A 24,083-nucleotide genomic window follows, 5' to 3' on the forward strand; every position below is an offset into this window, starting at 1 on the left:
CTCAGCGCGCGGTCGTCCCTCGGGGGACGAGCGGGGACGTGACGTAGACGGAGCCCGGCACTGCCTGCTCGGGGGTTCAAGCAGTGCCGGGTCCGTTCGATCAGGCTAGAGGAACTTCTCGAACCCCCGCAATCCGGACGCCTCGTAGGACTGACCCGTACATCAGTGCCTCACGGGGCGACCCGGCCGTTGGCGTTGAAGGCCGCGTAGGTGAGCGGCATCAGGGTCGCCCAGTGGGCCTCCATCTGCTCGCCCACCATCTCGATCTCGCGCTGCGGGAAGGAGGGGGTCCTGGCCAGCTCGTGCTGGGTGCGCAGGCCGAGGAAGTGCATCAGGGAGCGCGCGTTGCAGGTGGCGTACATGGACGAGAAGAGCCCGACGGGCAGCACGGCCCTGGCCACCTCGCGTGCCACCCCGGCCGCCAGCATCTCCTGGTACGCCTCGTAGGAGTGGCGGTAGGACTCCTCCATCACGCGGCCGGTGAGCGCCTGCTGCTCCGCGGAGCCCTCGACGAAGACGTACTTGCCCGGCCTGCCCTCCTGGACGAGCTTGCGCTCCTCGCCCGGGACGTAGAAGACCGGCTGGAGCTGCCGGTACCGGCCGGACTCCTCGTTGTAGCTCCAGCCGACCCGGTGCCGCATGAACTCGCGGAAGACGAAGATCGGGGCGCTGATGAAGAAGGTCATCGAGTTGTGCTCGAAGGGGCTGCCGTGCCGGTCCCGCATGAGGTAGTTGATGAGGCCCTTGGAGCGCTCGGGGTCCTTCTTCAGCTCGTCCAGGGACTGCTCGCCGACGGTGGAGACGCGGGCCGCCCACAACACGTCGGAGTCACTCGCCGCGTGTTTCACCAGCTCCACGGCGACCTCGCTGCGGAAAGCGGGCTTGGTGTCTTCGGCGGGGGTGTCGGTCACGTCGCGGGGTCCTTCCCATCACGGCTCTCGGGCGGCGCCAACTCTACGACTCGCCTCCGACAATCGGCCGCACCGCCGAGCGGCGCCCGAACCCGGCGAAGATCACCAAGGCCCCAAGGTCACCGAAGCACAACGAAGTTCGGCGAACTCGGCGCATACGGGCACCTTCCGGCGTTCTCGTACGTCTGTCCTGGTGACAGTCGTTCTTCCTCGCCGCGCCCGCAGAGCCTTGCGCACCGGTCGCCTCCGTCACCTCGGTCGCGTCCGCCGTGCTCCTCGCGCTCTCCGGGTCCTGCGAGGTCCGGCCCCGCAACCCCGCAAGGAGAAGCAGCACCCATGTTCCGTCGGCGTGAGCCCGTACCGTTCGCCTTCATCGCCGAAGCCGACACCTTCCGCAGCAATATCGCTCCCCCGCCCCGCGAGCGGGCCTCGGCACGGCGCATAGCCGGCCAGGTCCTGCTGGGTGCCACCGTGCTCGCGGGCCTGGTCGGGTCCGTGATCGTGGGGATGCCCGCCCTCTCGCCGGAGCAGTCACCGGAGGTCACCCAGCACTCCGAGGCCTCCCACGGGCGCTGAGCCGAGGGCACCCAGGCTGGTGGGCGCGGTCCGGGCTCGATAGCCTCACCGGGCAGCCCCAGCCGCTTTTGAGTGAGGAACCGTCCGTGCCCTTGACCTTTCTCACGGCCGACCGCGCTTTCGACGAGTCGCGGGACGAGGAGGACCAGCTCTTCCCGGAGGACCCGGACCGCTGGCGCCGCCCGTACCGCCCGGGCCCCTGGCGGGTGGGCCTCGCCGCCTCCCTGCTGCTGCTCTCCGCCTTCGTGCTGCTCTCCGCGGTGATCATCGCCTTCGCGGGGTCGCCGGTCGAGATGCTGGTCTGCGGCGCCCTCGCCGTGGTCATCATCGCGGCGGCGCTGCGGATGCTGCGGATGGGCACCTGGGTGGGCGGCCGCGGGCTGCGCCACGTGGGCATGTTCAGCACCCGCACGGTGTCCTGGGCGCATGTCGTCTCGGTGCGCACCCGGCAGCAGCCGGTGCGCTGGCTCGGCCTGCCGCGCACCGTGCAGGGCCAGGCGCTCGTACTGGAACGGCTCACCCAGCACAGCGAGCCGCAGCGGGCCCTGCTGACCACCCACGACGCGGACTTCCTCGCGCGGCCCACCGCCTTCGAGCGGGCCGCCGACCGGATCGAGGCCTGGGCGCAGGAGCACGGCCACCACTGAGGCCGGACGGCACGCGCCCGCGCGTACGGGCGGTCGTGCCCTGGGCGGGTGGCCCGCCGCGCTCGGACCACGGCCAGGCTCGCACCACGGCCGGGCTCAGACCGCGTGCGGCTTCCCGTCCTGCTCGTGCAGGGCGATCGCGCGCTGCATGGCCCGGCGGGCGCGCGGGGTGTCGCGGGCGTCGCGGTAGGCGACCGCCAGCCGGAACCAGCACCGCCAGTCCTCGGGTGAGCGCTCCGCCTCCGCCTTGCGCCGGGCGAAGACGGCGTCCGCGGAGTCCCGGTCGATGCGGCCGCTGGGCGTGCGCCGGAGTTCGTCGACGGGCAGCCCGCCCTCGGCTTCGAGTACGGCGGCGAGCCGGCCCCCCCGGATCGCGAAGCGGGTGCTCTGCCACAGGAACCAGAGGCCGATCAGCGGCAGCACGAGCACGGCGGCGCCGAGGGCGACGCTGAGGGCCGTGCCGTGCCGGAGCAGCAGCACCCCGCGGCTGCCGGCCAGGACGAAGTAGACGAGGAGGGCGGCGGCCGTGACGGCGTAGGCGAGCTTGGCGCGCATGCTCAGCCGAGGTCCAGGAAGTGTTCCAGGCCGAAGGTGAGGCCGGGCACGGTGGGCACGCGCCGGGCCGCGAGCAGGATGCCCGGCATGAAGCTGCTGTGGTGCAGCGAGTCGTGGCGCACCGTGAGGGTCTCGCCCTCGCCGCCGAGCAGGACCTCCTGGTGGGCGAGGAGCCCGCGCAGCCGCACCGAGTGCACGGGGACCCCGTCGACGTCCGCGCCCCGAGCGCCGTCGAGGGCGGTGGCGGTGGCGTCCGGCTGCGGTGCGCTGCCCGCCTGCTCGCGCGCGGCGGCGATGAGCTGGGCGGTGCGGGTCGCGGTGCCGCTGGGGGCGTCCGCCTTGTTCGGGTGGTGCAGCTCGACGACCTCGACGGACTCGAAGTACGGGGCGGCGATCTGGGCGAACTTCATGGTCAGGACGGCGCCGAGGGAGAAGTTCGGGGCGATCAGCACCCCGGTGCCGGGGAAGTCGGCGAGCCGGCCGCGCAGTTGGCCGAGGCGGTCCTCGGTCCAGCCGGTGGTGCCGACCACGGCGTGGATGCCGTGCCGTACGCAGAAGTCGAGGTTGCCCATGACCGAGGCGGGGGTGGTGAGTTCGACCGCCACCTGGGCGCCCCGCTCGGCGAGGGTCTCCAGCTTGTCGCCCCGGCCGAGGGCGGCGACGAGTTCCAGGTCCTCGGCCGCCTCGACGGCCCGTACCGCCTCGGAGCCGATGCGGCCCTTCGCGCCGAGCACGGCCACACGCAGCTTGCTCATGTCTTCGTTCCTTCGCAGCCGGCGGTCCGGCCCCGGGAGTGCCCGGGGCCGGGTGACCGCTTCCGTTCCGGGAGACGGCTTCTTCCGAGACGCGCTTCTCCGAAGGCCGCTCCGCCAGGTGTTCTCCTGGACTGTCCAGGTGCTCTCCCGGACTAGGAGACCACCTCGTGCAGGCGGTCCGCCTGCTTGTCCTTCAGCGGGCCGATGACCGACAGGGACGGCCGCTGCCCCAGGACCTCGCGCGCGACCTCGCGTACGTCGTCCGGGGTGACCGCCGCGATCCTGGCCAGCATGTCGTCCACGGACATCTGCTCGCCCCAGCACAGCTCACTCTTGCCGATGCGGTGCATGAGCGCACCCGTGTCCTCGACGCCGAGGACGGTGGAGCCGGAGAGCTGGCCGATGGCCCGGCCGATCTCCTCGTCGGGCAGCCCGCCGCGGGCGACCTGGTCGAGCTCCTCGCGGCAGATCTTCAGTACGTCGTGCACCTGGCTCGGGCGGCAGCCCGCGTAGACGCCGAAGAGGCCGCAGTCGGCGAAGCCGGAGGTGTAGGAGTAGACGCTGTACGCGAGGCCGCGCTTCTCCCGGACCTCCTGGAAGAGCCGGGAGGACATGCCGCCGCCGAGCGCGGTGTTCAGCACGCTGAGCGCCCAGCGGCGCTCGTCGGTGCGGGCCAGCCCGGGCATGCCGAGGATGACGTGGGCCTGCTCGGTGCGGCGGTGCAGCAGCTCGACCTTGCCCGCGGCGCGGACCGCGCGGCGGCCGGAACGGGGGGCGACCGGCTCGGCGCCGGGGCTCCCGAGGGCTCCCGCCTTCTCGAAGGCGGCGCGGACCTGGCGTACGACCTTGTGGTGGTCGACGTTCCCGGCCGCGGCGACGACCAGGTGCGTCGGGTCGTAGTGCCGCTTGTGGAAGCGGCGGATGCGGTCGGCGGTCAGGGCGTTGATCGTGTCGACGGTGCCGAGGACGGGGCGGCCCAGCGGGGTGTCGCCGAGCATGGTGTGCGCGAAGAGGTCGTGCACGCAGTCGCCGGGGTCGTCCTCGGTCATCGCGATCTCCTCGAGGATGACGCCGCGCTCGGCGTCGACGTCCTCCTGGCGGATCAGCGAGCCGGTGAGCATGTCGCAGACCACGTCGATGGCGAGCGGCAGGTCGTTGTCGAGGACACGCGCGTAGTAGCACGTGAACTCCTTGGCGGTGAAGGCGTTCATCTCGCCGCCGACCGCGTCGATCGCGGCGGAGATGTCGAGGGCGGAACGCTTCTTCGTGCCCTTGAAGAGCAGGTGCTCCAGGTAGTGGGTGGCGCCGTTCAGGCTGGGGGTCTCGTCGCGGGAGCCGACGTGCGCCCAGATGCCGAAGGTCGCGGAGCGCACCGTGGGCAGGGTCTCGGTGACCACGCGCAGGCCGCCCGGCAGGGTCGTACGGCGGACCGTGCCGATGCCGTCGCGGCCTTCGAGGAGGGTTTGGGTACGGGCGACGGCCCGCGCCTCCGGGGAGGTGCGGGCCGTCGTCTCGGGACTACGGGACGTCACTTGTCGGCGTCGTCCTTCTTCTCCGCGCTGTCGTCCTCGCCCTCGATCACGGGGATCAGGGAGAGCTTGCCGCGGGAGTCGATCTCGGCGATCTCGACCTGGACCTTGTGGCCCACACCGAGGACGTCCTCGACGTTCTCCACGCGCTTGCCGCCGGCGAGCTTGCGGATCTGCGAGATGTGCAGCAGACCGTCCTTGCCCGGCAGCAGGGACACGAACGCGCCGAAGGTCGTCGTCTTCACGACGGTGCCCAGGTAGCGCTCGCCGACCTCCGGCATGGTCGGGTTGGCGATGCCGTTGATCGTGGCGCGGGCGGCCTCGGCCTGCGAGCCCTGCTGGGCACCGATGTAGATGGTGCCGTCGTCCTCGATCGTGATGTCGGCGCCGGTGTCCTCCTGGATCTGGTTGATCATCTTGCCCTTGGGGCCGATGACCTCACCGATCTTGTCCACCGGGATCTTGACGGTGATGATCCGCGGGGCGTTCGGGGACATCTCGTCCGGGGTGTCGATCGCTTCCATCATCACGTCGAGGATGTGGAGGCGGGCGTCGCGGGCCTGCTTGAGGGCCGCGCCCAGGACGGAGGCCGGGATACCGTCCAGCTTGGTGTCGAGCTGGAGGGCGGTCACGAACTGCTTGGTGCCGGCGACCTTGAAGTCCATGTCGCCGAAGGCGTCCTCCGCACCGAGGATGTCGGTGAGGGTGACGTAGTGCGTCTCGCCCTCGATCTCCTGGGAGATCAGGCCCATGGCGATACCGGCGACCGGGGCCTTCAGCGGCACACCGGCGTTCAGCAGCGACATGGTGGAGGCGCAGACCGAGCCCATCGAGGTGGAGCCGTTGGAGCTCAGCGCCTCGGAGACCTGGCGGATCGCGTACGGGAACTCCTCGCGCGTCGGCAGCACCGGCACCAGGGCGCGCTCGGCGAGCGCGCCGTGGCCGATCTCGCGGCGCTTCGGGGAGCCGACGCGGCCGGTCTCGCCGGTGGAGTAGGGCGGGAAGTTGTAGTTGTGCATGTAGCGCTTGCGGGTCACCGGGGAGAGGGTGTCCAGCTGCTGCTCCATGCGGAGCATGTTCAGGGTGGTGACGCCCAGGATCTGGGTCTCGCCGCGCTCGAACAGGGCGCTGCCGTGCACCCGCGGGATGGCCTCGACCTCGGCGGCCAGCGTACGGATGTCCGTGACGCCGCGGCCGTCGATGCGCTTCTTCTCCTTGATGACGCGCTCGCGGACCAGGGTCTTGGTCAGCGAGCGGTACGCGGCGGAGATCTCCTTCTCGCGGCCCTCGAACTGCGGGAGCAGCTTCTCGGCGGCCAGCGCCTTGACGCGGTCCAGCTCGGCCTCGCGCTCCTGCTTGCCCGCGATGGTCAGCGCCTGCGCCAGCTCGCTGCGGACCGCGGTGGTCAGGGCCTCGAGCACGTCGTCCTGGTAGTCCAGGAAGATCGGGAACTCGCCGGTCTCCTTGGCGGCCTTGGCGGCGAGGTCGGCCTGCGCGCGGCACAGCACCTTGATGAAGGGCTTCGCGGCGTCCAGACCGGCGGCGACGATCTCCTCGGTCGGCGCCTCGGCGCCGCCCTCGACCAGCTTGATGGTCTTCTCGGTGGCCTCGGCCTCGACCATCATGATCGCGACGTCGCCGTCCTCCAGGGTGCGGCCCGCGACCACCATGTCGAAGACGGCGTCCTCGAGCTCGGTGTGCGTCGGGAAGGCGACCCACTGGCCCTTGATCAGCGCGACGCGGACGCCGCCGATCGGACCGGAGAAGGGCAGACCGGCCAGCTGGGTGGACGCGGACGCGGCGTTGATCGCGACGACGTCGTACAGGTGGTCGGGGTTGAGCGCCATGATCGTGGCGACGACCTGGATCTCGTTGCGCAGGCCCTTCTTGAAGGAGGGGCGCAGCGGGCGGTCGATCAGGCGGCAGGTGAGGATGGCGTCCTCGGAGGGGCGGCCCTCGCGGCGGAAGAAGCTGCCGGGGATCTTGCCGGCGGCGTACATCCGCTCCTCGACGTCCACCGTGAGCGGGAAGAAGTCGAGCTGGTCCTTGGGGTTCTTGGACGCGGTGGTCGCCGAGAGGACCATGGTGTCGTCGTCCAGGTAGGCCACGGCGGAGCCGGCGGCCTGGCGGGCCAGGCGGCCCGTCTCGAAGCGGATCGTGCGGGTGCCGAAGGAGCCGTTGTCGATTACGGCCTCGGCGTAGTGGGTCTCGTTCTCCACCAGTGCTGTCTCCGTGTTCTTCTGTGTCTACGCGTTTCACGCGTGCGTCTGTAGCGTCTTTTCGTCCGCGCCGCCCGTGTGGCGGGCGGACGATCGGAGCAGCGCGCCTCAGTGGTGCTCGGCCGGTCTTCGATCGAAGCACCCGGGGTTCCTGCCCCGGGGGCCACTACCGAGGACCGGCGGCGGGGTGCGCTCTCCTCGTCCAGTATGGCGTTGTGTGTTTCCGCTTTGTCCGCACCCGGCCGGGCGAGCCCTCGTGAAGGGGTTCCCGGCGGCGGCGGTACGGACCGGGGACCGCGCCCACACCCCGGTTGTTGCGGGCATGTGTACGGCCTCGTGCGACCAGACTACAAAGCGGGAGTGACATGTCGCACGTACAGCAAAGGGAGCGGCCCCCTGGAGTGGGAACCGCTCCCTTCACGGCGTCTTATCGGGCGCCCGCCGCACCGCGGCGGATGCCGAGGCGGTCGACCAGCGCACGGAAGCGCTGGATGTCCTTCTTGGCCAGGTACTGCAGCAGGCGGCGGCGCTGACCCACCAGGATGAGCAGACCACGACGGGAGTGGTGGTCGTGCTTGTGGGTCTTGAGGTGCTCGGTTAGGTCGGAGATCCGGCGCGAAAGCAGCGCGACCTGCACCTCGGGGGAGCCGGTGTCACCGTCCTTGGTGGCGAACTCGGAGATGATCTGCTTCTTCGTTGCGACGTCGAGCGACACGCGTACTCCTCGAAAGGTTGTTGCCCCGAGTGCTCCTGGTCTTCTTCTCAGGAGGGCTTCGGTGACTCGGAAGGCGATGCTCCCCGCCGGCCGTCGCACGGCGGTGCCCGGGGGCTCCGGCGCCGACTGCTCAGGGGGTCGTCACACAGGGTACCAGGGGGTGAGGGCCGCGTATTCCGCCCCGGGGAAGAGGCACCGCCGGTGCGCGGCAGGCCCGCGCGGACGCCCGCCCGCCCCACCTGCTCGCGCCCGCGGACGGCGAATCCGCGATAGCCGTACGGCACCGTGTGCACCTTATATACGCTCGGTGCACGGTGGACCACGCCCTCCGGCGCACCCGCCGCGTACTCAGTGGAATCAGGGGAAAGGCCGCGCAACGATGTCGGACGCAGCACAGGACCAGGAACTCGCCGCGCGCAAGGAGCGCGAGAAGGACGAGCTCTACGCACTCGACATCTCCGGGGTCGAGTGGCTGAGCGCCCCGGGCACCAGCGAGGACGAGGAACGTGTGGAGATCGCCCACCTGCCTGGCGGCGCGGTCGCGATGCGCTCCTCCGCCGACCCGGAGACGGTGCTCCGGTACACCGAGGCGGAGTGGCGCGCCTTCGTGCTGGGCGCGCGGGACGGGGAGTTCGACCTGGCCTGACGGGGCGGGGCCGGGCACGGCCGGGTGCCGGGCCCCTTTCTGCCGTCAGGGGCGCGGCCGGACGGGGCGTCAACTCGTCATCGCGCGGGCGCTCGCGTACACGTCGAAGACGGCGAGGGCCAGCGGGATCAGGGTGAGCAGGACGAAGGCCTCGGCGATCTCGAAGAAGCGGCCCCAGAACGGGGTCAGGCCGCGGCGGGGGACGATCAGGCCGATCGCGGTGAGCAGCGCGGCGGTCGCGCCGATGGCGGCGACGATCCAGACCGAGCGGATGTCGAGCGCGGTGGTGTCGTTCTTCAGCAGCGCCTCGCGGACGTATCCCGCCGGGGGATGCAGGGCGAGCCCGAGTCCGAGCGCGACCAGCGCGGCCAGGCCCGCCGCGAGGGTGGCCCCCACCTGCGCGGTATAGCGGAAGAGATGGGCCCGCATGAGCATCGCCACCCCCGTGGCCAGCGCGAGGAGTTGGGCCCAGACATCGCTGGAGAAGCCGAGCACGATCGACGCGCCCACAGCGACGAGCGCGCAGCCGCCCACCAGGCCGACGAGCAACTCGTGGCCCCGGCGGGCCTGTTCGGCCACCCGCTCGGCGTCGACGGGTCCGTGCGGGACGGGGTCCGCGGCCGGCGCGTACGCCGTGCCGCCCTGGTTCGGCGGTTCGAAGCCGATGGGCAGGCGCGCGAAGCGCATGGACAGGCCCGGCAGGAAGGCGAGCGCGCTCACCGCGAGGGGGGCGCAGACGGCGGCCGTCTCGGTGGGCTCCAGATCCGTCAGGATCGCGAGGAAGGTGGTGAGCAGCCCGATCAGCGAGGCGAGGACGAAGGCCACGAAGGGGCCGTCGCCGCCGGGCGAGACCAGGGTCAGGACCACCGAGGCGACCAGGACCGCGGCGCAGGCCAGCAGGAACTGCAGGCGCCCGATGCCCTGCCCCTCGGCGAGCGTCACCAGCCCCGAGCCGGCCACGCCGATGTTCGGCAGCGCCCCGAGGCCGAGCGCGAGGGCCGAGCCCCGGTCCTCGTAGACGCGGGCGCGGACGCAGGCGAGGGTGACCAGGAGGACTCCGGCGACCGCCGCGAGGATACCCGGGAGGCTGTGCATGTCGTGGCGGAGCTGCGCGTGCCAGGCGACGAAGGCGATCAGGGCGGGCAGTACGCCGCCGGCCACGAGGGACGCGGCCCGGGTGAGGTCCCCGCTCCACAGGGCGCGGTCCTTGGTGACCGCCGAGGCCACTGCCTCGGAGACGTCGTCGAAGACCGCGGGCGGCAGCGACTCGGAGAAGGGCCGCAGGGTGAGCAGCTCCCCGTCGAGGATGCGCTGCGCCGCGAAGGAGCGGGCGCTGTCGAGCACCGTCCCGTCGCGCCGTACGAGGTGGTAGCCGACGGGGCCGCCCTCGGCCGGGCTCTGCTGGGCGAGCCGCAGGATCTCCGGGTTGAGGTCCGCCACGGGGACGTCGTCCGGCAGCGCCACATCGATGCGGCTGTCGGGCGCCACGATGGTGACGCGGCAGAAGCCGAGGCCGAAGTCCGTCCCCGCGGGAGCCCTGGTACCCGAGCCGCCGGGCCCGCCGGTCGGCGCGGAAGCCGTCGTGCGCACGTGCTGTTCCCCCTCGGTGGTGGAGACCGGGCGCGGCGCCGTGCCGCGCGCCTCTGTCGGTTCCGTAGGTGAAGATCCGGTGCACGGGAGCCGTACGTCCCGACCGGACCACGGGTGCGCCCCCGAGCACCCGCACCCGGCGAGCCTGATCCGTCAACTTCCCACGGAATGCGCCGGTTTGCGGGCCGATTCGTACCCGCCGGTGTGCACCAACAGCAGCCTACCGCTCACACTTCGTCGCCGGTCATGAGCGTCTGTCCGCGCCGATAAGTAGGATCTCCTAGCGCGATCGGCGTCCGCGGAAGACGGGGCGGCGGACGGAACGGACCGGTCCGGCAAGGGAATTGGTGCAGAGTGAGCCACATCGTCGTCAAGCGCCCGCCTCGGACGCTGCCGTCCGAGGTGCCCACGGACGAGGTCGTGCTGCAGCCTCCCCCGGAGCTTCCGCGGGGGCAGCAGGAAGGCGCTCTGATGCAGATCCTGCCCATGCTCGGCATGGGCGGCTCCGTGGTCTTCTTCTTCAACCCCGGCGCACAGCCCTTCATGCGCATCATGGGCATGGTGATGGTGGCGAGCACCCTCGCGATGGGCGTCGCGATGCTGGTCCGCTACCGGCGCGGCAGCCAGGGGCAGATGGCGGACACCCGCCGGGACTATCTGCGCTACCTCTCCCGGACCCGGCGCGAAGCCGTGGAGGTGGCGCGCAAGCAGCGCGACGCGCAGTACTACCTGCACCCCTCGCCCGAGCAGTTGTGGGCGCTGGTCGCCGAGGGCAGCCGCGTCTGGGAACGCCGCACCGGCGACGAGGACTTCGGGCAGGTCCGGGTGGGACTCGGCCCCCAGGACCTGGCCACCCCGCTGCTGCCGCCGGAGACGGGGCCGGTGGACGAGCTGGAGCCGCTGACCGCCGGCGCCATGCAGCGTTTCCTCGCCGCGCACAGCACGCTGGAGGATCTGCCGATGGCGATCTCGCTGCGTGCCTTCTACCACGTGACGATCAGCGGCGATCCGGCGACGGTACGCGGCAGCGCCCGCGCGCTCGCCGCCTCGCTGGCCGCGCTCCACTCCCCCGAGGACCTGGTCCTCGCCGTCGCCGCGGACCGGGCGGCCTTGGGCGCCTGGGAGTGGGCCAAGTGGCTGCCGCACACCCAGCTGCCGGGCCCCGGGGACGGCGCCGGCAGCCGCCGTCTGATCACGGCGGACCCGGTGCACCTGGAAGAGCTGCTCGCCGCCCGCCTGGAGAGCAGGCCGCGCTTTAGCCCGGCGGCGCCCCCGGTGCCGGAGATGCCGCACCTGGTGCTGGTCCTCGACGGGGTCTCGCTGCCGCCGACCTCGATCCTCGCGAGCCCGGAGGGCCTGCAGGGCGTCACGGTCCTGCAGATCGTGCCCGGCGAACTCAGCGGCGGGCGCGGGGACCTCTCCGTGGTCGTCCATCCCCGGCTGCTGCGCCTGGAGTCCGCGCACGGCATGGTCTACGAGGGCACCCCGGACACCCTGTCGAGCGAGTCCGCGGAGGCGCTCGCCCGGCAGCTGGCCCCCCTGCGGATCGCCTCCGGCGGCGACAGCGACGACCAACCGCTCCTGGCGAACCTGGAGTTCACCGATCTCCTCAACCTGGGCGACGCGGCCTCGATCGACACCCGGCGCACCTGGCGGCCCCGCGCGCAGGCGGAGCGGCTGCGGGTGCCGATCGGCGTCGGCCCGGACGGCCGCCCGGTCATGCTCGACCTGAAGGAGGCCGCGCAGGAGGGCATGGGCCCGCACGGGCTGTGCGTGGGCGCCACCGGTTCCGGCAAGTCGGAGCTGCTGCGGAGCCTGGTGCTCGGTCTCGCGGTGACGCACTCCTCGGAGACGCTGAACCTGGTCCTCGCGGACTTCAAGGGCGGCGCGACCTTCGCGGGCATGTCCCAGATGCCGCATGTGGCCGCCGTGATCACGAACCTCGCGGACGACCTGACCCTCGTCGACCGGATGGGCGACTCGATCCGCGGGGAGCTCAACCGCCGCCAGGAGATGCTGCGCGACGCGGGCAACTACGCCAACATCCACGACTACGAGAAGGCCCGGGCGGCCGGTGCGGCCCTGCTGCCGATCCCCTCCCTCATCATCGTCATCGACGAGTTCAGCGAACTCCTCACGGCGAAGCCGGACTTCATCGACATGTTCGTGCAGATCGGCCGCATCGGCCGCTCGCTCGGCGTGCACCTGCTGCTCGCCTCGCAGCGCCTGGAGGAGGGCAGGCTGCGCGGCCTGGAGACGTACCTCTCCTACCGCATCGGCCTGCGGACCTTCTCGGCCGCCGAGTCCCGGGCCGCCCTCGGCGTCCCGGACGCCTACGAGCTGCCGAACGTACCCGGCTCCGGCTTCCTGAAGTTCGGCACCGACGAGATGGTGCGGTTCAAGGCGGCCTACGTCTCCGGCGTCCACCGCTCCGGCTCCGCGCGCCCGGTGTCCTCGGGCGGCCCCCTGCCGGTGCATCGGCGGCCGGTGCTGTTCACGGCGGCCGAAGTGCCCGTGCAGTACGCGCCGGTGCCGCAGCAACGCCAAGCAGCCCGGGCCGAACCGCAGCAGGACGACGCCCTCGCGGACACCGTTCTCGACGTCATCGTGCGGCGCCTGGAGGCGCAGGGGCCCGCGGCACACCAGGTCTGGCTGCCCCCGCTGGACAGCCCGCCCTCGCTCGACTCCCTGCTCCCGGGCCTGGCCCCGGTGCCCGAGCGCGGGCTCACCCAGCCCGGCTACCAGGGCGCGGGACGCCTGGTGGTCCCCGCCGGACTCGTCGACAAGCCGTACGAGCAGCGCCGCGATCCGCTGTGGGTCGACTTCGGCGGCGCGGCGGGCCATATGCAGATCCTGGGCGGCCCGCAGTCCGGCAAGTCCACCCTGCTCCGGGCCCTCGTCACCGCCTTCGCGCTGACCCACACCCCGCAGGAAGTGCAGTTCTACGGGCTGGACTTCGGCGGCGGCGGGATGGCGTCCCTCGCCGGGCTGCCGCACGTCGGCGGCGTGGCCTCCCGCCTCGACCCGGAGCGGGTGCGCCGCACCCTGGCCGAGGTCTACGGGGTGCTCACCCGCCGTGAAGAGTACTTCCGTACGGCGGGCATCGCCTCGATCGCCGACTTCCGTACCCGCCGCGCACGGGGCCAGATCTCCGTGACCGACCAGCCCTGGGGCGACGTCTTCCTGGTCATCGACGGCTGGGGGAACTTCCGCACGGAGTACGACGTCCTGGAACCGCTGGTCCTGGACATCGCGGCCCGCGGTCTCGGCTACGGGGTCCATCTGCTGCTCACGGCGTCGCGGTCGATGGAGGTGCGCTCGAACCTCAAGGACCATCTGATGAACCGTCTGGAGCTGCGCCTCGGCGACCCGATGGACTCCGAGTTCGACCGCAAGGTCGCCGCGAACGTCCCCACGGGGGTGCCCGGCCGGGGCCAGACCCCGCAGAAGCAGCACTTCATGGCGGCGGTCCCGCGCATCGACGGACTGTCCTCCGACACCGACCTCGCCGACGCCACCGCAGCCCTCAGCACCGAGGTGTCCCGGCACTGGACGCTGCCGGGCGCGCCCGAAGTCCGGCTGCTGCCACGGGAGTTCTCCGCGCGGCAGCTGCCCCCGGGCGACCGCTTCCCGGACCGCGGCATCGCCTTCGGGCTGGACGAGGACAATCTGGAGCCGGTCTTCGTCAACCTCGACCAGGACCCGTTCTTCCTGATCTTCGGCGAGAGCGAGTCCGGCAAGTCGAACCTGCTGAGGCTCCTCATCCGGCAGCTCACCCAGCGCTACGACGGCAACGACTGCAAGTTCTTCGTCGTCGACAACCGGCGCACGCTGCTCGACGCGACGCCGGAGTCGCACCTGGCCGAGTACATCCCGATGTCGAACCAGATGCAGCACCACATGGAAGCCCTGGCGGACCTGATGCAGCGCCGCACCCCGACGGCCGACGTCACGGCCCAGCAGCTGCGCGACCGCAGCTGGTGGCGCGGCCCGACGGTCTACGTGATCATCGACGACTACGACCTGGTCTCGACGTCCAGCGGCAACCCGCTGGCCGACCTGACGGAACTGCTCCCCTTCGCGCGGGACGTCGGCGTCCGCTTCATCATCGCGCGCTCCACCGCGGGCGCGGGCCGGGCGGGCTACGAGGCCTTCCTGCAACGCGTGAAAGAGCTCGGCGCGCAGGGCGTGGTCCTCACCGGCGACCCGTCCGAGGGCGACCTCCTCGGCGGCGTACGGCCCCGTCCGATGCCGGCGGGCCGCGGCGTCTTCGTCTCGCGCAAGCGCGGCAAGCCGTTGATCCAGGTGGGCTTGGAGGGCTGACATCCGCGGGGGGCTGATCAGCGGGCCGGGCCTGGCTCCGCGGCCGGGCCGGTCGCCGCGCCGGGTGAGAAGAGGGCCGGGTACGACCGAGACCGGGTACGACAAAGGGTGAACACCCCCTGTATGTGTCCACCCTCACGTCGTCCTGCGGCGCCTGCTTCCGTGCCGCCTCACATGAAGTAGCCGGCGGCCTTCTTGTCGCCGCCCATGTAGTCACCGCCGGCCATGCCCACCACATGGCCGATGCCGGTCAGCGCCGTGTGGATGTCGGCGGCTTCCTTGTCCCACTTCTGCAGCTTCTCGCCGAAGGTCGTACGGGCTTCGCCCTCCCAGTACTCCAGGCTCTTCACGACCAGCGCACGCAGCTCGCGCAGGTCGGTCTCCAGGGCCTTGGCCTGGTTGCCGATGTCGGTCGCCGCCAGATCGAGTCCGTCGTACTTGACGCTGAGACCGTCAGCATTGTTTCCCATGCCGGATGCCTCGCCTTCCAATTGTCGTGTGGGTGACGCCGGGTGTTTCCGGGTGATCCCGAGTTATTCCGGAACTCAGAATCCGGACTCGGAACTCAGAACCGTGCGGCTCAGTAACTGCTCAGGTTGGACGACGGCATCGTGGGCGCACCGTCCCGCACATCGATCTTCTCCACCGCGGCCCGGACGTCGTCCTCCGTGGTGTCCTTGATGTTCCGCGTCTTGGTCATCGCGTCGATCACGTCGGCGAGGATGCCGCCGATGTTCTGCAGCGAGGTGTTGATCTCGTACTGCTTCTTGTCGAAGGCGGCGCGACCGATGCCGTGCCACTGCCCCTCAAGTCCGTCGATGACACCCTGGAGCTTGTGCACCTTGCTCCGGATGTTGTCGTACTTCTGGGACATGTCCTCCTGCATCTTGATTACTGCGGCATCTTCGAGCTTCTGCTTGCCGGTCATGGCCTGCCTTCCTTTCTCAGAGCGTCCTCGGGGGCTTTCGTCTTCACAGGGGTGGGTTGCTCAGTGCCCGCGCCGCGACCGCACCACGGCGACACCACCGCCCCCGAGAACGGCGAGCGCGGCAACCGAACCCAGCGCGATCCACAGGCCGGTACGGTCGTCCGACGAACCTGCGGCTGAGGGCTTGTCCTCCGAAGCCTTTCCGGAGGTGTTTCCGGATGCCTGCGAGGACTCCGACCCAGAGGCGGAGGGAGCCGAGCTCGACTCGGGCTCAGCCGCCTCCCCCTGCCCACCACCAGCGGGCATCGCCACCGTCCTGCCGGTGATCGGATCGACATCGGCAGGCCCGGGGTCACCCTCGTGACGCAGCAGATTCCGCGCGGGCCGCACTACGCCGTAGCCGAGGTAGTTGCTCCGCTCGTCCTTCGGCCAGTCGCGGCCGGCGGTGTCGATCAGGACGCGCAGGACCTGGTGGGAAGTCCAGTCGGGGTGCGCGGACCAGATGAGTGCGGCGGAAGCGGAGGCGTAGGCGGCGGAGAAGCTGGTGCCCTGACTCTTGCCGCAGTAGGACTCGAAGGTGGAGTCGCACCAGCGCGGGAGATCAAGTCCGGGTGCTGACAGGTCAATGTAGTCGCCGTGCTGGGAGAATTCGCCGACCTTACCGTTCTGATCCAACGCGGAGACGCCCACAACTCCTCGGAAGGCTGCGGGATAGCCAATGAGGTTCTTCTCCTTGGCGGTGTTTCCCACGGCTGCAAACATTAGCTTGCCCTTGGAATACGCGTACTGGACGGCCGCCTTCATGTCCGGAGTCGCAGCGTAGACACCCATGGACATGTTGATTACCTTCACGTCGGTGTCCGCTGCGGCACGAAGCGCTTCCGACGGTTCAGGTGTCCGCTTGATTTCGTTCTTGTCCTCGAGGCCGTTCAGCAGAACGCGATAGGGAACGACTTTGGCTCCGGGAGCGATTCCTCTGAGCCCGCCGCCCGCACCCGTACCGGCGATCACCTCTGCCATGGTGGTGCCGTGCCCCGTATAGTCGCCGGTCGCGTGATAGGACACCTTCTTCGGCACCTCGTCGGTCAGCACCTGGCCCTTGAGTGACGAGGTATTCGCGTTCACACCGGTGTCGATGACGGCAACCTTCACCCCTCGACCGGTACTCACCTTCCAGATCTTCTCGGCGCTCATTCTCGGGAGGTACCACTGCTGGGACTGTGCGTCCGCAGCGGTGGCGGGCGAGCCCGTGCCCGCCACCGAACCGAGCGCCACTCCGAAGGAGATCCCTAAGACCGCGACGCGTCTCACCACGCTGCGTGCCATACCCGGGGGCGCCGTTGCTCCTCGACGGGTGATCACTGGCTTCATGCTGGAGTACGTCCTCGCTCGGGTTAGTTGATCACCGGCGGCACGTTCGGCCGCGGCCTGTCGGGCGTATGCGTCTCGGGATCCTCGACCAGGTAGTCCGGCCGGGAACCGCCCTCTTCTGTCTCTTCCTCACGGCTGCCCTCACCCGGTCGCGCAAGGCCTGAACCCCCGGAGGTGAAACCTTGCCTTCCGGAGCGGCCTCCCGCGTTCCGGGCGGCGGGTTTCCCTGTCACCGCTTCGGATGCGCCCTGAACGCGTCGGCCACCCGTCGAAGTCCGCGCTCCGGAGGTTCCGGCGGCGGGACCTCCGACCACGCCACGCTGGGCGACGCGACCTGCCCCGGAACGGGAATCCGCCGACGTTTCGTTTCCGACCACCGTGCCCCGCGCCCCATTGCGGCCTTCCTGGCCGCGATTTGAGCTGGTGGCGGATTGACGGCCGCCGGTGACACCGTCGCGATTCGCAGCGGGGTTGCCCCATGCATTGCCACGGCCGCTGGAAGGCGAATTGGGCCGGGGAGTGCCTCCGGAGATCGCACGCCCCATCGGCACCTGTCGCCCGCCTCCCGCACCACGGCCAGGAGACTGACCGGTCGAAGTCTGGCGGCCCATAGGGGTGTTGGTCGTGGAGCGGTTCCCCGGCGAGGTGGAGGTCGGGCGTCCCTGCCCCATGGTGGAAGGCGTCTTACCACTCCCGGTGCCGTAGCCCTTGGCCGTGGGCGGAGGGCTCGTGCGCACCGGAGAGAGCCCTCCGGTCGGGTACGGCGGAACGATGCTCTGGTTATTACCGCCACCGGGAGCGATCGGGGACGGCTGCGGGGCGACAGGCGGGTCCTTTGCCGTGGGCGGCAGCGTATTCACGCTGTCCAGCTCCGTCCCGACTCTCCGATCAAGATTGACCGGCTCATCGGTCCCCCGTGCATCGGCCACCAGGCTTTCGGGAGTTGCCACCGATCCGGTGGTGTACAGGGGAACGTCCCGTCTCCCGGCACTGCTGTCGCCCGTCGGCACAGCCGATTCGCCGGAGCCGGATCCGCCCCAGCCGTCGCCCTCCGGCCTCGGCACCCCCACATTCGGCATCATCTCGAACGTCGGCTCCTGGGACTTGAGCGTGTTCAGCCCTTGAGCCGAGACCGAGTAGAAGGACGCCAACCGGTTCATCTGGTTGATGGCTTCCTGGCGGTCCTTCTCGACCTTCTTCGCCGCGGTGTAGTCGGCGTTGGAATCCGTCTGCTCCGGCGAGATGAAGGCGCTGGGTTTCTTCTGGATCAACCGGTTGTCCCTGGGCGGCAGGGAACTCTTCACCGAGGCGAGACCGATGCCGGCGGCTTCGGTCTCGATGCTCGCCATCTGAACGAAGGAGGCGAACACCTCAGTGGTGCCCGCCAGCTTCTTGCCCCACTTCTCGAAGGCCCGGCCCGCCTCGCCCTCCCAGCCCTCGTTGGCGTGGCGGATGTTCTTGCGCAGTTCCACGGCGGCTTCGTTGATCGCCTTGCCTGCCTTGCGCAGAGCGCGCGCGGCCTCTTCCAGGTCGCTCGGCTTGGTGTCCTCCACCATGTCGAGCATGGTGTTGAGCTCGTGGTCCTCGAAGTTGGAGGCCTTGCCGTACTGATAGGCGCGGGTGTCATGCGGAACCAGACCGAAGGGTGCGATACCGCCGGCCAAGCCGGAGCGCACCACATCCGTTCCCTGCACCTGCCACTCGGCCCGGTGCTTCGCGTCGGCAAGGTCCGCGAACGCGGGCAGTTCCTCGGGCTTCTCTTCTCCACTCATCAGGACAACTCTCCGCCGACGCCCTTGCGTTCATTGCTCGGAATGTCTTTGTGCGGGTCTTGGCGCTGCTCATTCGCCGCGATCTCACGATCGACCCGCGTCTGGATCTCCCAGAAGCGACGACGCTCGTCCTCTTCCAGGTTGTCGAAACCGATCTCCGCTCCATGGACGGCGATACCCATCGCCTCGATCTGGAGGGAGAGCATCTTCGACAGGCTGGTGATGCGCTCGTGGATCGACTCGTACTCGGAGTGCAGCGCGACCGCCTCATGGAAGTCCGCGCTCCCGGTCACGGCCCCCTGCGTGAAGCGGAGATGGCCGACCTTGGAGGCGCTGCCGTTCGATCCCTCGAACTCGTCCAGGATCTTGTCCACTCGCTGCTTGAAGGTGAGCAGGACCCCGGCGCCGACCTTCAGGTCCGCAGCAGCGCCCTGGGAATTCCCTCCCCCACCGATGTCAGCCAGCACGACGTGTCCCCTCCCGCGCGTCTCCCGCAACTCGACCCGACTGAGCCTCTCATCGGGGCCGCAGATGGTCCCGGCGGTCGCCGACTACCGCGTGTCGACAGCCAGTTACTCTAGTTGACCGCTACATCCGTTCCAACTGATCTTCTGTATCGGCTGCGCCACAACGGATCTTCCGGCAGGCAGAGTCCGGGAAGGTCCGGACAACCCCTTGTAGGCGCACATGACATCGACCGGACCCGGTCCAAGCCGCGGTGAACGCGGCGTGGCAGTTGCCCGGCATCGACCGACCTGAACGCGGGAGGGAACCACCCATGGCCTGGGACGAGTGGGAGCAGCTGAAAGCGGAGGCCGCGGACCGTCAATCGACCGGAATGCGGTTAAACCGTTTGGACGATCCCGGCGGCTACGCGAAGACCCCGTACGAGACCGGTGACCTGACGGTAGGTCACTCCGATCTCGTGAAGATCGGCAGCCACGCCCACACTCTCTACAACTCGCTCTGGGACAAGGCGCGCGTGGCCATCCCCAGTAGTGGAGCGGCGGCCGAGGACCTCTCGAAGCAGAAGTTCGACCTCGGGGGCGGGCTGCAGCATGTGGCGGACCGTTGGGAGAAGCAGTTGGCGTCTCTCAGGGACGCCTGTGCGCACATCTCCAACCACATGCAGGTCACCAAGAAGGTGCACTCCGGTGACGAGCACTACATCGAGCGCCAGATGAGCAGCATCGACACTCTGGACGAGGGCTTCGACGAGCGGGTCGGCAAGCCCGGCGACAAGAATCCCGTGTACGGGCCGCCCAAGAAGCCGTAGCGCCGCGGGGATCACGATCCACAGGAGAGACGACCATGGAACTCGACGCGCTGCGCCATGCCAATTTCGCCCTGCTCGATGAAGCCGTCTCCGACTGGGGCACACTCGTCCGCCACCTCGACGAGCTGAAGAAGGACGCCGAGGACGGTCTCCACCAGGCGGCGAACAAGGCCAACTGGGCCGGTGTGAACGCCCAGGTGTCGAAGCAGTTCATCGGCAAGACCGCCGGTGAGTTCAAGGACGCGCACACCCAGGCACGGACCGTCCACAGGATTCTGCGCGATACCCGCAACGAGTTGAAGCAGTTCAAGAGCGACCTCGAAGCCGCCATCGATCGCGGAGCGAAGAAGAACCTCACCGTGGTGAGCACGGGCAACGGCGGGTTCACGGTGTCGATGAACACCCATCCGGACCGTGCGGCCCAGGACACCGAGGTCCCTGACCACGACGAGAGCGATGTGCACGCGCTCCGCGACGAGATCGAGAAGATCCTCAACAAGGCTTCCACCAGCGACAGTTCGGCGAACAAGATCTTGCGCGCGATCGCCCACCAGGCGGATACGGGCTTCTCCGACGCCGATTACAAGGATCGGGACAGCGCGGCGGACGCCCTCAAGAAGGCCGAGGAAATCGCCAGGATCGCGGCCAAGAAGCCGGAGGACCTCACGCCGGAAGAGTTCGACAGGATCAACAAGGGCTTGAGTGAGTACCACGACGATCCGCTGTTCTCCGAACGCTTCGCCACGCGCCTGGGCCCCAAGAGAACTCTGGAGTTCTGGGCCGGCCTCAGTGACCCTGCGGTGAATCGGCAGGTCAGCTTCGACCGCCGCGATGAGTTGGACGATCTCCAACGACATCTGGGGATGACCCTCGCCTCGGCCTCGCAGAGTGACTCCACCGCGATGGCGACGTGGAAATACGACATGGTCGAACTCGGGGGAAAGCCTCTCCACGGCGACAGAGGCGGTCCCTTCGGATTCCAGGTGATGAGCAACCTGATGAGGACAGGCGACTACGACGACCAGTTCCTCAAGAACTACGGCACCGCCCTGATGGAGACGGACCGCAAACTCACCCACAACGGGGAGCACAGGTCCTGGACCAGATCGGGCGGCGACCCCTTGCTCAACCACATCGGCGACGACAGCGGCACCGATCCCTTCACCGGCTACCTCAAGGGCCTGTCCAACAGCCCCGCCGCGGCGACCGACTTCTTCAACGAGGAATACGTCGCCAAGGAGGACTCCCCGTTCGAACGGGACACGGACGGCAACGGCAAAAAGGGCAAGGTCGCCCTGACCAACTTCCAGTACCTCTTCGAGGAACGGGACTGGCCGGAGGAGTCCAACCTGAAGGGCGAAACCGACCACACCGGCCGCAACAACCTGGCTCTCGCACTGGAGGCCGCCACGACGGGGCACCCGGCGGGGGAACGCCCCAACGCGGACACGCCCGCGCACAACGCCCAGCAGACCAAGCTGTTCGAGGACCTTGTCTCCTCGATCTCGGACGACAACGAGCGGCTCACCAAACACGGATACATGTCCGACAGCGTGGGACAGATCACCGCCGAATACCTGCCGGACATCAACCGGGCGATGACGGATGACAGCGACGGAGACACGAAGAGGCTTTTTCCCGTCGCCGGAAGCTCTGCCACACTCAACCACCGCGACGTGACAGCCCTGTTGGTGACCGTCGGTCAGAACCCGGAGGGGTACGCGGCGGTGGAGGTCGCCAACAAGGCGTACTTGGGCAGCCTGATGGACTACCACTTGCATCCCGATGTCCCGGAGAGCCTGCGGTACTCCCGGGACCTCGAGTTCACGGTCAAGGAGATCGCTCACGGCTCCGGCGAGGTCTCCGGGACGCTCGCCATCGGTCGCCAGGAGGCCGTAGCGGGCCCTGCCGAAGAAGAGGACAAGAAGTACGAGCAGTCCGTGGCGCAGTGGAAGAACACGGCTTCCGGGGTGGTCGGGACGGGTATCGGTGTCGGGACGGCGTCCATCGCCAGCCCCTTCGTCGGAGCCGCCGTCGGTGGTGCGGCTGAAACGGCCAGCAGCGTCGTCCTGGAAAGCCTCTTCCAGGACGCGGAGGGTCATGCCAAAGAGGATGCTGGAGCGAAGATGGGTGCGTATTGGGAGACCGGGATCGATCGCAATTCCGAGTACACCGAGAAGGCGGTTCAGCACGCCGCCAAGACCCATCACCAGAAAGAGATCTTGGACCAGAGCATCGATGAGAAGGCACGCGTCCACTCAGAGTCTGGTTTCCGCGCTGCAGGCACCAATGCCATTTTCATGGCGCCTCACCTGCGGACAGAGATCTAGGAACTGGGCGCTCCGCTCCCGAGTTTTTCGAAGCGAAAGGACAGATCTTGCTTCTACCTTGCACATCTCGCCGTCTGCTCAAGCTCACGATCTCCCTGAGCGCCATCGCACCGATTGCTCTGAACTTGACGGCATGCTCAGAAGAAGGGAAGAGCCAGCGGTACGCGATCCCCGGCGCCCTCTGTGGAGTGACTGTCGACTCCGCCCTGCTCAAGCCCCTTCTACCGGACGGGGACAACATTTCGCAGGCGGCAACCGAACCGAACGGGGGCACGGACCGCTGCGATGTCTCAGTGGACGGCGAGACCGTCCTCATCGCGCGTCAGAGCTGGCGGGAGCGGACGGACACGGCGGGCACAGTTGCCAGAAGCTATCTCGGGATGGGGAACGGCGAGCTGTCGGAAGACAACCGGTTCATGTATACGGGCACGGAAGCTACGGGCAGCCCCACGTCCTGCGCCTCTGCGGATCATCCGGACATGAAGCTCTTCACTGTGATCGAGACAAGGGCTGAGGACATCGACGACAGGGACGCGATGAACAAGCTCATCGTCGCCTACACCAAGGCAGTGGAGCGCACGGACGCCTGCGCCTGACCACCCCGCCAGCCACGAGCGGACCCGAGTGAGCATGCAGCGACGAAATGCGTCCCGGCTCTGCTCACGCCCCACCCCGTTCCACCCGCCTCCGCCGCCCGTCCCGTACCGCGACCGCCGTGCCGGTGAGGGCAGCCACCGTCACCAAACCCCCGATCAGGATGTACGTAGCCAGGCGGGTGTTGCGTTCCTCGGGGGTTTCGCCGAGGGGGACGGGGGACAGGTCAGGGGGTGCCGCGCCGGTCATGGCCTTGTCGGGGTGGGGGGATTCGAGGGGGTGGGCGGGGTCGGGGATCTCGGTGACGGCCGCCACCGGGTCGACCACGCCCCAGCCGACGCGGTCGTCCCTGCCGAGGACGGAGCGTTCGGCGGTCTGCTCGATCTGGGCGCCGATCTGCCGCGGTGTCCACTCCTTGTGGTCCTCCTTCAGCAGGGCGGCCACCCCGGCCACGTACGGGGCGGAGAAGCTGGTGCCGTTGTCGGCGCAGTGCCCGCCCCGGGGGACGGTGGAGACCATGTCGACGCCGGGGCCGGCCACGTCGACCTGGTTGCCGGACTGGGAGAACGGGGCCCGCTCGTTGTTGCGGTCGGAGGCGGCGACGGCGAGGACGCCGTCGAAGGAGGCCGGGTAGGTGGGCTTGGTGGTGCCGTCGAGTCCGTCGTTGCCCGCGGAGGCCACCACGACGACGTTGTGCGCGAGGGCGTTGTCGACCGCCGCCCGCAGCTTCTCCTCGGGCTTGGCGGCATCGGCGGTGTCCTGGGAGATGTTGATGACATCGGCCCGCTCGCGCACCGCGTGGTCGATCGCGGTGGCGAGGCTTTGCGCCGTGCCGACTCCCTGGGCGTTGTTCTGCTTGACCGGGATGATCCTCGCGTCCCGGGCGAGCCCGACGAAGCCGGTGCCCTTGTCCTTGCGCGCGGCGATGAGTCCGGCGACCCGGGTGCCGTGTCCGACGGTGTCCGTGGTGCCGTGCTTGTTGCCGCGGTCCTCGACCGGCTTGCCGTCCTTGTCCTTGGCCGGGAGGACATTGGCGCCGGCCCCGGCGTCGACCGCCTCCTTCAGCTGAGGGTGCCCCGCATCGACACCGGTGTCGATGACCGCGACCCGTACCCCCTTGCCGGTGGCGGTCTCCCACAGCTCGTCGAGGTTGACGCGCTGCAGGGCCCAGGGGCGGCCCGCGTACTTCTTGCCGCCGAAGGTGCACTGGCCGGTGTCGGCTGCCGCGTGGGAGGCGGGCAGGGCCGGCACCGTTCCCGAGGCCGTCAGTATCCCCGCGGCGACGGCCACGGCGAGGCGTCGTCCGGTTCCCGCCCGGTTGCGGATGGGCGCCATGAAGTCCTCGT

The 24,083-nt window shown here is 69.4% G+C and carries 20 protein-coding genes; 7 read left to right on the forward strand and 13 right to left on the reverse strand.

The genetic code is table 11. The features are described 5' to 3' along the window. Window positions 1-170 precede the first annotated feature (170 nt). Window positions 171-911, reverse strand: coding sequence for an FAD-dependent thymidylate synthase (gene thyX, locus MID12_RS05550; RefSeq protein ID WP_040247596.1), 741 nt, complete (start codon window positions 909-911; stop codon window positions 171-173). A gap of 336 nt (window positions 912-1,247) precedes the next feature. On the opposite strand from thyX, the gene MID12_RS05555 reads away from it, so the two are divergent. Together MID12_RS05555 and MID12_RS05560 are read left to right on the forward strand one after the other, a co-directional pair. Then, window positions 1,248-1,487 (forward strand): hypothetical protein, encoded by a 240-nt coding sequence (locus MID12_RS05555; protein WP_040247601.1) that lies wholly within the window; start codon window positions 1,248-1,250, stop codon window positions 1,485-1,487. An 86-nt stretch (window positions 1,488-1,573) separates the two neighbouring features. Then, window positions 1,574-2,134, forward strand: coding sequence for a PH domain-containing protein (locus tag MID12_RS05560; RefSeq protein WP_040247603.1), 561 nt, complete (start codon window positions 1,574-1,576; stop codon window positions 2,132-2,134). A gap of 96 nt (window positions 2,135-2,230) precedes the next feature. Here MID12_RS05560 and MID12_RS05565 read toward each other — a convergent pair whose 3' ends face one another. From MID12_RS05565 to rpsO, 5 genes are all read right to left on the reverse strand, one after another. Continuing rightward, window positions 2,231-2,689 carry a hypothetical protein gene (locus MID12_RS05565; RefSeq protein WP_263165205.1) on the reverse strand — a complete coding sequence of 153 codons (459 nt, stop codon included), beginning with the start codon at window positions 2,687-2,689 and terminating at the stop codon, window positions 2,231-2,233. Between the two features lie 2 nt (window positions 2,690-2,691). Further along, entirely contained in the window at window positions 2,692-3,444 is a 753-nt protein-coding gene (gene dapB / locus MID12_RS05570; RefSeq protein ID WP_040247607.1) for a 4-hydroxy-tetrahydrodipicolinate reductase, read from the reverse strand. Between the two features lie 152 nt (window positions 3,445-3,596). Beyond that, window positions 3,597-4,976 carry a M16 family metallopeptidase gene (locus tag MID12_RS05575; RefSeq protein WP_263165207.1) on the reverse strand — a complete coding sequence of 460 codons (1,380 nt, stop codon included), beginning with the start codon at window positions 4,974-4,976 and terminating at the stop codon, window positions 3,597-3,599. Next, window positions 4,973-7,192 carry a polyribonucleotide nucleotidyltransferase gene (locus MID12_RS05580; protein ID WP_040247612.1) on the reverse strand — a complete coding sequence of 740 codons (2,220 nt, stop codon included), beginning with the start codon at window positions 7,190-7,192 and terminating at the stop codon, window positions 4,973-4,975. Before MID12_RS05580 ends, MID12_RS05575 begins: the two co-directional genes overlap by 4 nt. 427 nt (window positions 7,193-7,619) lie before the next feature. Next, window positions 7,620-7,907: a 30S ribosomal protein S15 gene (gene rpsO, locus MID12_RS05585; protein ID WP_040247614.1), complete on the reverse strand. Its 288-nt coding sequence runs from the start codon at window positions 7,905-7,907 to the stop codon at window positions 7,620-7,622. 379 nt (window positions 7,908-8,286) lie between these two features. Here rpsO and MID12_RS05590 point away from each other — a divergent pair, with 379 nt between their 5' ends. Next, window positions 8,287-8,553 carry a DUF397 domain-containing protein gene (locus MID12_RS05590; RefSeq protein WP_040247617.1) on the forward strand — a complete coding sequence of 89 codons (267 nt, stop codon included), beginning with the start codon at window positions 8,287-8,289 and terminating at the stop codon, window positions 8,551-8,553. 69 nt (window positions 8,554-8,622) lie between these two features. Here MID12_RS05590 and eccD read toward each other — a convergent pair whose 3' ends face one another. Further along, window positions 8,623-10,143 carry a type VII secretion integral membrane protein EccD gene (gene eccD, locus MID12_RS05595; RefSeq protein ID WP_263165209.1) on the reverse strand — a complete coding sequence of 507 codons (1,521 nt, stop codon included), beginning with the start codon at window positions 10,141-10,143 and terminating at the stop codon, window positions 8,623-8,625. 354 nt (window positions 10,144-10,497) lie between these two features. On the opposite strand from eccD, the gene eccCa reads away from it, so the two are divergent. Continuing rightward, the gene (gene eccCa / locus MID12_RS05600) at window positions 10,498-14,466 is read left to right on the forward strand and encodes a type VII secretion protein EccCa (protein ID WP_263165211.1); all 3,969 of its coding nucleotides are present in this window, start codon (window positions 10,498-10,500) and stop codon (window positions 14,464-14,466) included. Between the two features lie 170 nt (window positions 14,467-14,636). Here the strand turns inward: eccCa and MID12_RS05605 are convergent, their stop codons facing one another. From MID12_RS05605 to MID12_RS05625, 5 genes are all read right to left on the reverse strand, one after another. Further along, on the reverse strand, window positions 14,637-14,936 hold the full coding sequence (locus MID12_RS05605) for a WXG100 family type VII secretion target (protein WP_263165213.1): 300 nt from the start codon (window positions 14,934-14,936) through the stop codon (window positions 14,637-14,639). A gap of 110 nt (window positions 14,937-15,046) precedes the next feature. Further along, a complete protein-coding gene (locus MID12_RS05610) occupies window positions 15,047-15,394 on the reverse strand; it encodes a WXG100 family type VII secretion target (RefSeq protein ID WP_263165214.1) in 348 nt (115 codons plus the stop codon). A gap of 60 nt (window positions 15,395-15,454) precedes the next feature. Beyond that, complete coding sequence (locus tag MID12_RS05615) at window positions 15,455-16,588, reverse strand: S8 family serine peptidase (RefSeq protein WP_263165215.1); 1,134 nt, start codon at window positions 16,586-16,588, stop codon at window positions 15,455-15,457. A 200-nt stretch (window positions 16,589-16,788) separates the two neighbouring features. Beyond that, complete coding sequence (locus MID12_RS05620) at window positions 16,789-18,537, reverse strand: hypothetical protein (protein WP_263165216.1); 1,749 nt, start codon at window positions 18,535-18,537, stop codon at window positions 16,789-16,791. Continuing rightward, on the reverse strand, window positions 18,537-19,004 hold the full coding sequence (locus tag MID12_RS05625) for a hypothetical protein (RefSeq protein WP_263165218.1): 468 nt from the start codon (window positions 19,002-19,004) through the stop codon (window positions 18,537-18,539). The genes MID12_RS05620 and MID12_RS05625 overlap by 1 nt, the downstream gene beginning before the upstream one ends. Before the next feature lie 311 nt (window positions 19,005-19,315). Here MID12_RS05625 and MID12_RS05630 point away from each other — a divergent pair, with 311 nt between their 5' ends. The 3 genes from MID12_RS05630 (at window position 19,316) to MID12_RS05640 (ending at window position 22,739) form a co-directional block, all read left to right on the forward strand. Then, the gene (locus MID12_RS05630) at window positions 19,316-19,813 is read left to right on the forward strand and encodes a hypothetical protein (protein ID WP_263165220.1); all 498 of its coding nucleotides are present in this window, start codon (window positions 19,316-19,318) and stop codon (window positions 19,811-19,813) included. A 35-nt stretch (window positions 19,814-19,848) separates the two neighbouring features. Continuing rightward, the gene (locus MID12_RS05635; protein WP_263165221.1) at window positions 19,849-22,143 is read left to right on the forward strand and encodes a hypothetical protein; all 2,295 of its coding nucleotides are present in this window, start codon (window positions 19,849-19,851) and stop codon (window positions 22,141-22,143) included. Window positions 22,144-22,331: 188 nt separating this feature from the next. Continuing rightward, the gene (locus MID12_RS05640; RefSeq protein ID WP_263165222.1) at window positions 22,332-22,739 is read left to right on the forward strand and encodes a hypothetical protein; all 408 of its coding nucleotides are present in this window, start codon (window positions 22,332-22,334) and stop codon (window positions 22,737-22,739) included. 64 nt (window positions 22,740-22,803) lie between these two features. On the opposite strand, the gene mycP is transcribed toward MID12_RS05640, so the two are convergent. Then, on the reverse strand, window positions 22,804-24,072 hold the full coding sequence (gene mycP / locus MID12_RS05645; protein ID WP_263165223.1) for a type VII secretion-associated serine protease mycosin: 1,269 nt from the start codon (window positions 24,070-24,072) through the stop codon (window positions 22,804-22,806). Window positions 24,073-24,083 lie beyond the last annotated feature (11 nt).

The sequence above is a fragment of the Streptomyces sp. SCSIO ZS0520 genome, assembly GCF_025643355.1.
Taxonomy (GTDB): Bacteria; Actinomycetota; Actinomycetes; order Streptomycetales; family Streptomycetaceae; genus Streptomyces; species Streptomyces physcomitrii.

What these genes read in the sequence shown, in the direction of transcription:
- MID12_RS05615 (WP_263165215.1), bottom strand. Translation starts at nt 16,588, where the DNA reads ATGAGCGCCGAGAAGATCTGGAAGGTGAGTACCGGTCGAGGGGTGAAG.
- MID12_RS05605 (WP_263165213.1), bottom strand. Translation starts at nt 14,936, where the DNA reads ATGGGAAACAATGCTGACGGTCTCAGCGTCAAGTACGACGGACTCGAT.
- mycP (WP_263165223.1), bottom strand. Translation starts at nt 24,072, where the DNA reads ATGGCGCCCATCCGCAACCGGGCGGGAACCGGACGACGCCTCGCCGTG.
- MID12_RS05635 (WP_263165221.1), top strand. Translation starts at nt 19,849, where the DNA reads ATGGAACTCGACGCGCTGCGCCATGCCAATTTCGCCCTGCTCGATGAA.
- MID12_RS05610 (WP_263165214.1), bottom strand. Translation starts at nt 15,394, where the DNA reads ATGACCGGCAAGCAGAAGCTCGAAGATGCCGCAGTAATCAAGATGCAG.
- MID12_RS05555 (WP_040247601.1), top strand. Translation starts at nt 1,248, where the DNA reads ATGTTCCGTCGGCGTGAGCCCGTACCGTTCGCCTTCATCGCCGAAGCC.
- MID12_RS05630 (WP_263165220.1), top strand. Translation starts at nt 19,316, where the DNA reads ATGGCCTGGGACGAGTGGGAGCAGCTGAAAGCGGAGGCCGCGGACCGT.
- MID12_RS05590 (WP_040247617.1), top strand. Translation starts at nt 8,287, where the DNA reads ATGTCGGACGCAGCACAGGACCAGGAACTCGCCGCGCGCAAGGAGCGC.
- dapB (WP_040247607.1), bottom strand. Translation starts at nt 3,444, where the DNA reads ATGAGCAAGCTGCGTGTGGCCGTGCTCGGCGCGAAGGGCCGCATCGGC.
- MID12_RS05620 (WP_263165216.1), bottom strand. Translation starts at nt 18,537, where the DNA reads ATGAGTGGAGAAGAGAAGCCCGAGGAACTGCCCGCGTTCGCGGACCTT.
- MID12_RS05565 (WP_263165205.1), bottom strand. Translation starts at nt 2,689, where the DNA reads ATGCGCGCCAAGCTCGCCTACGCCGTCACGGCCGCCGCCCTCCTCGTC.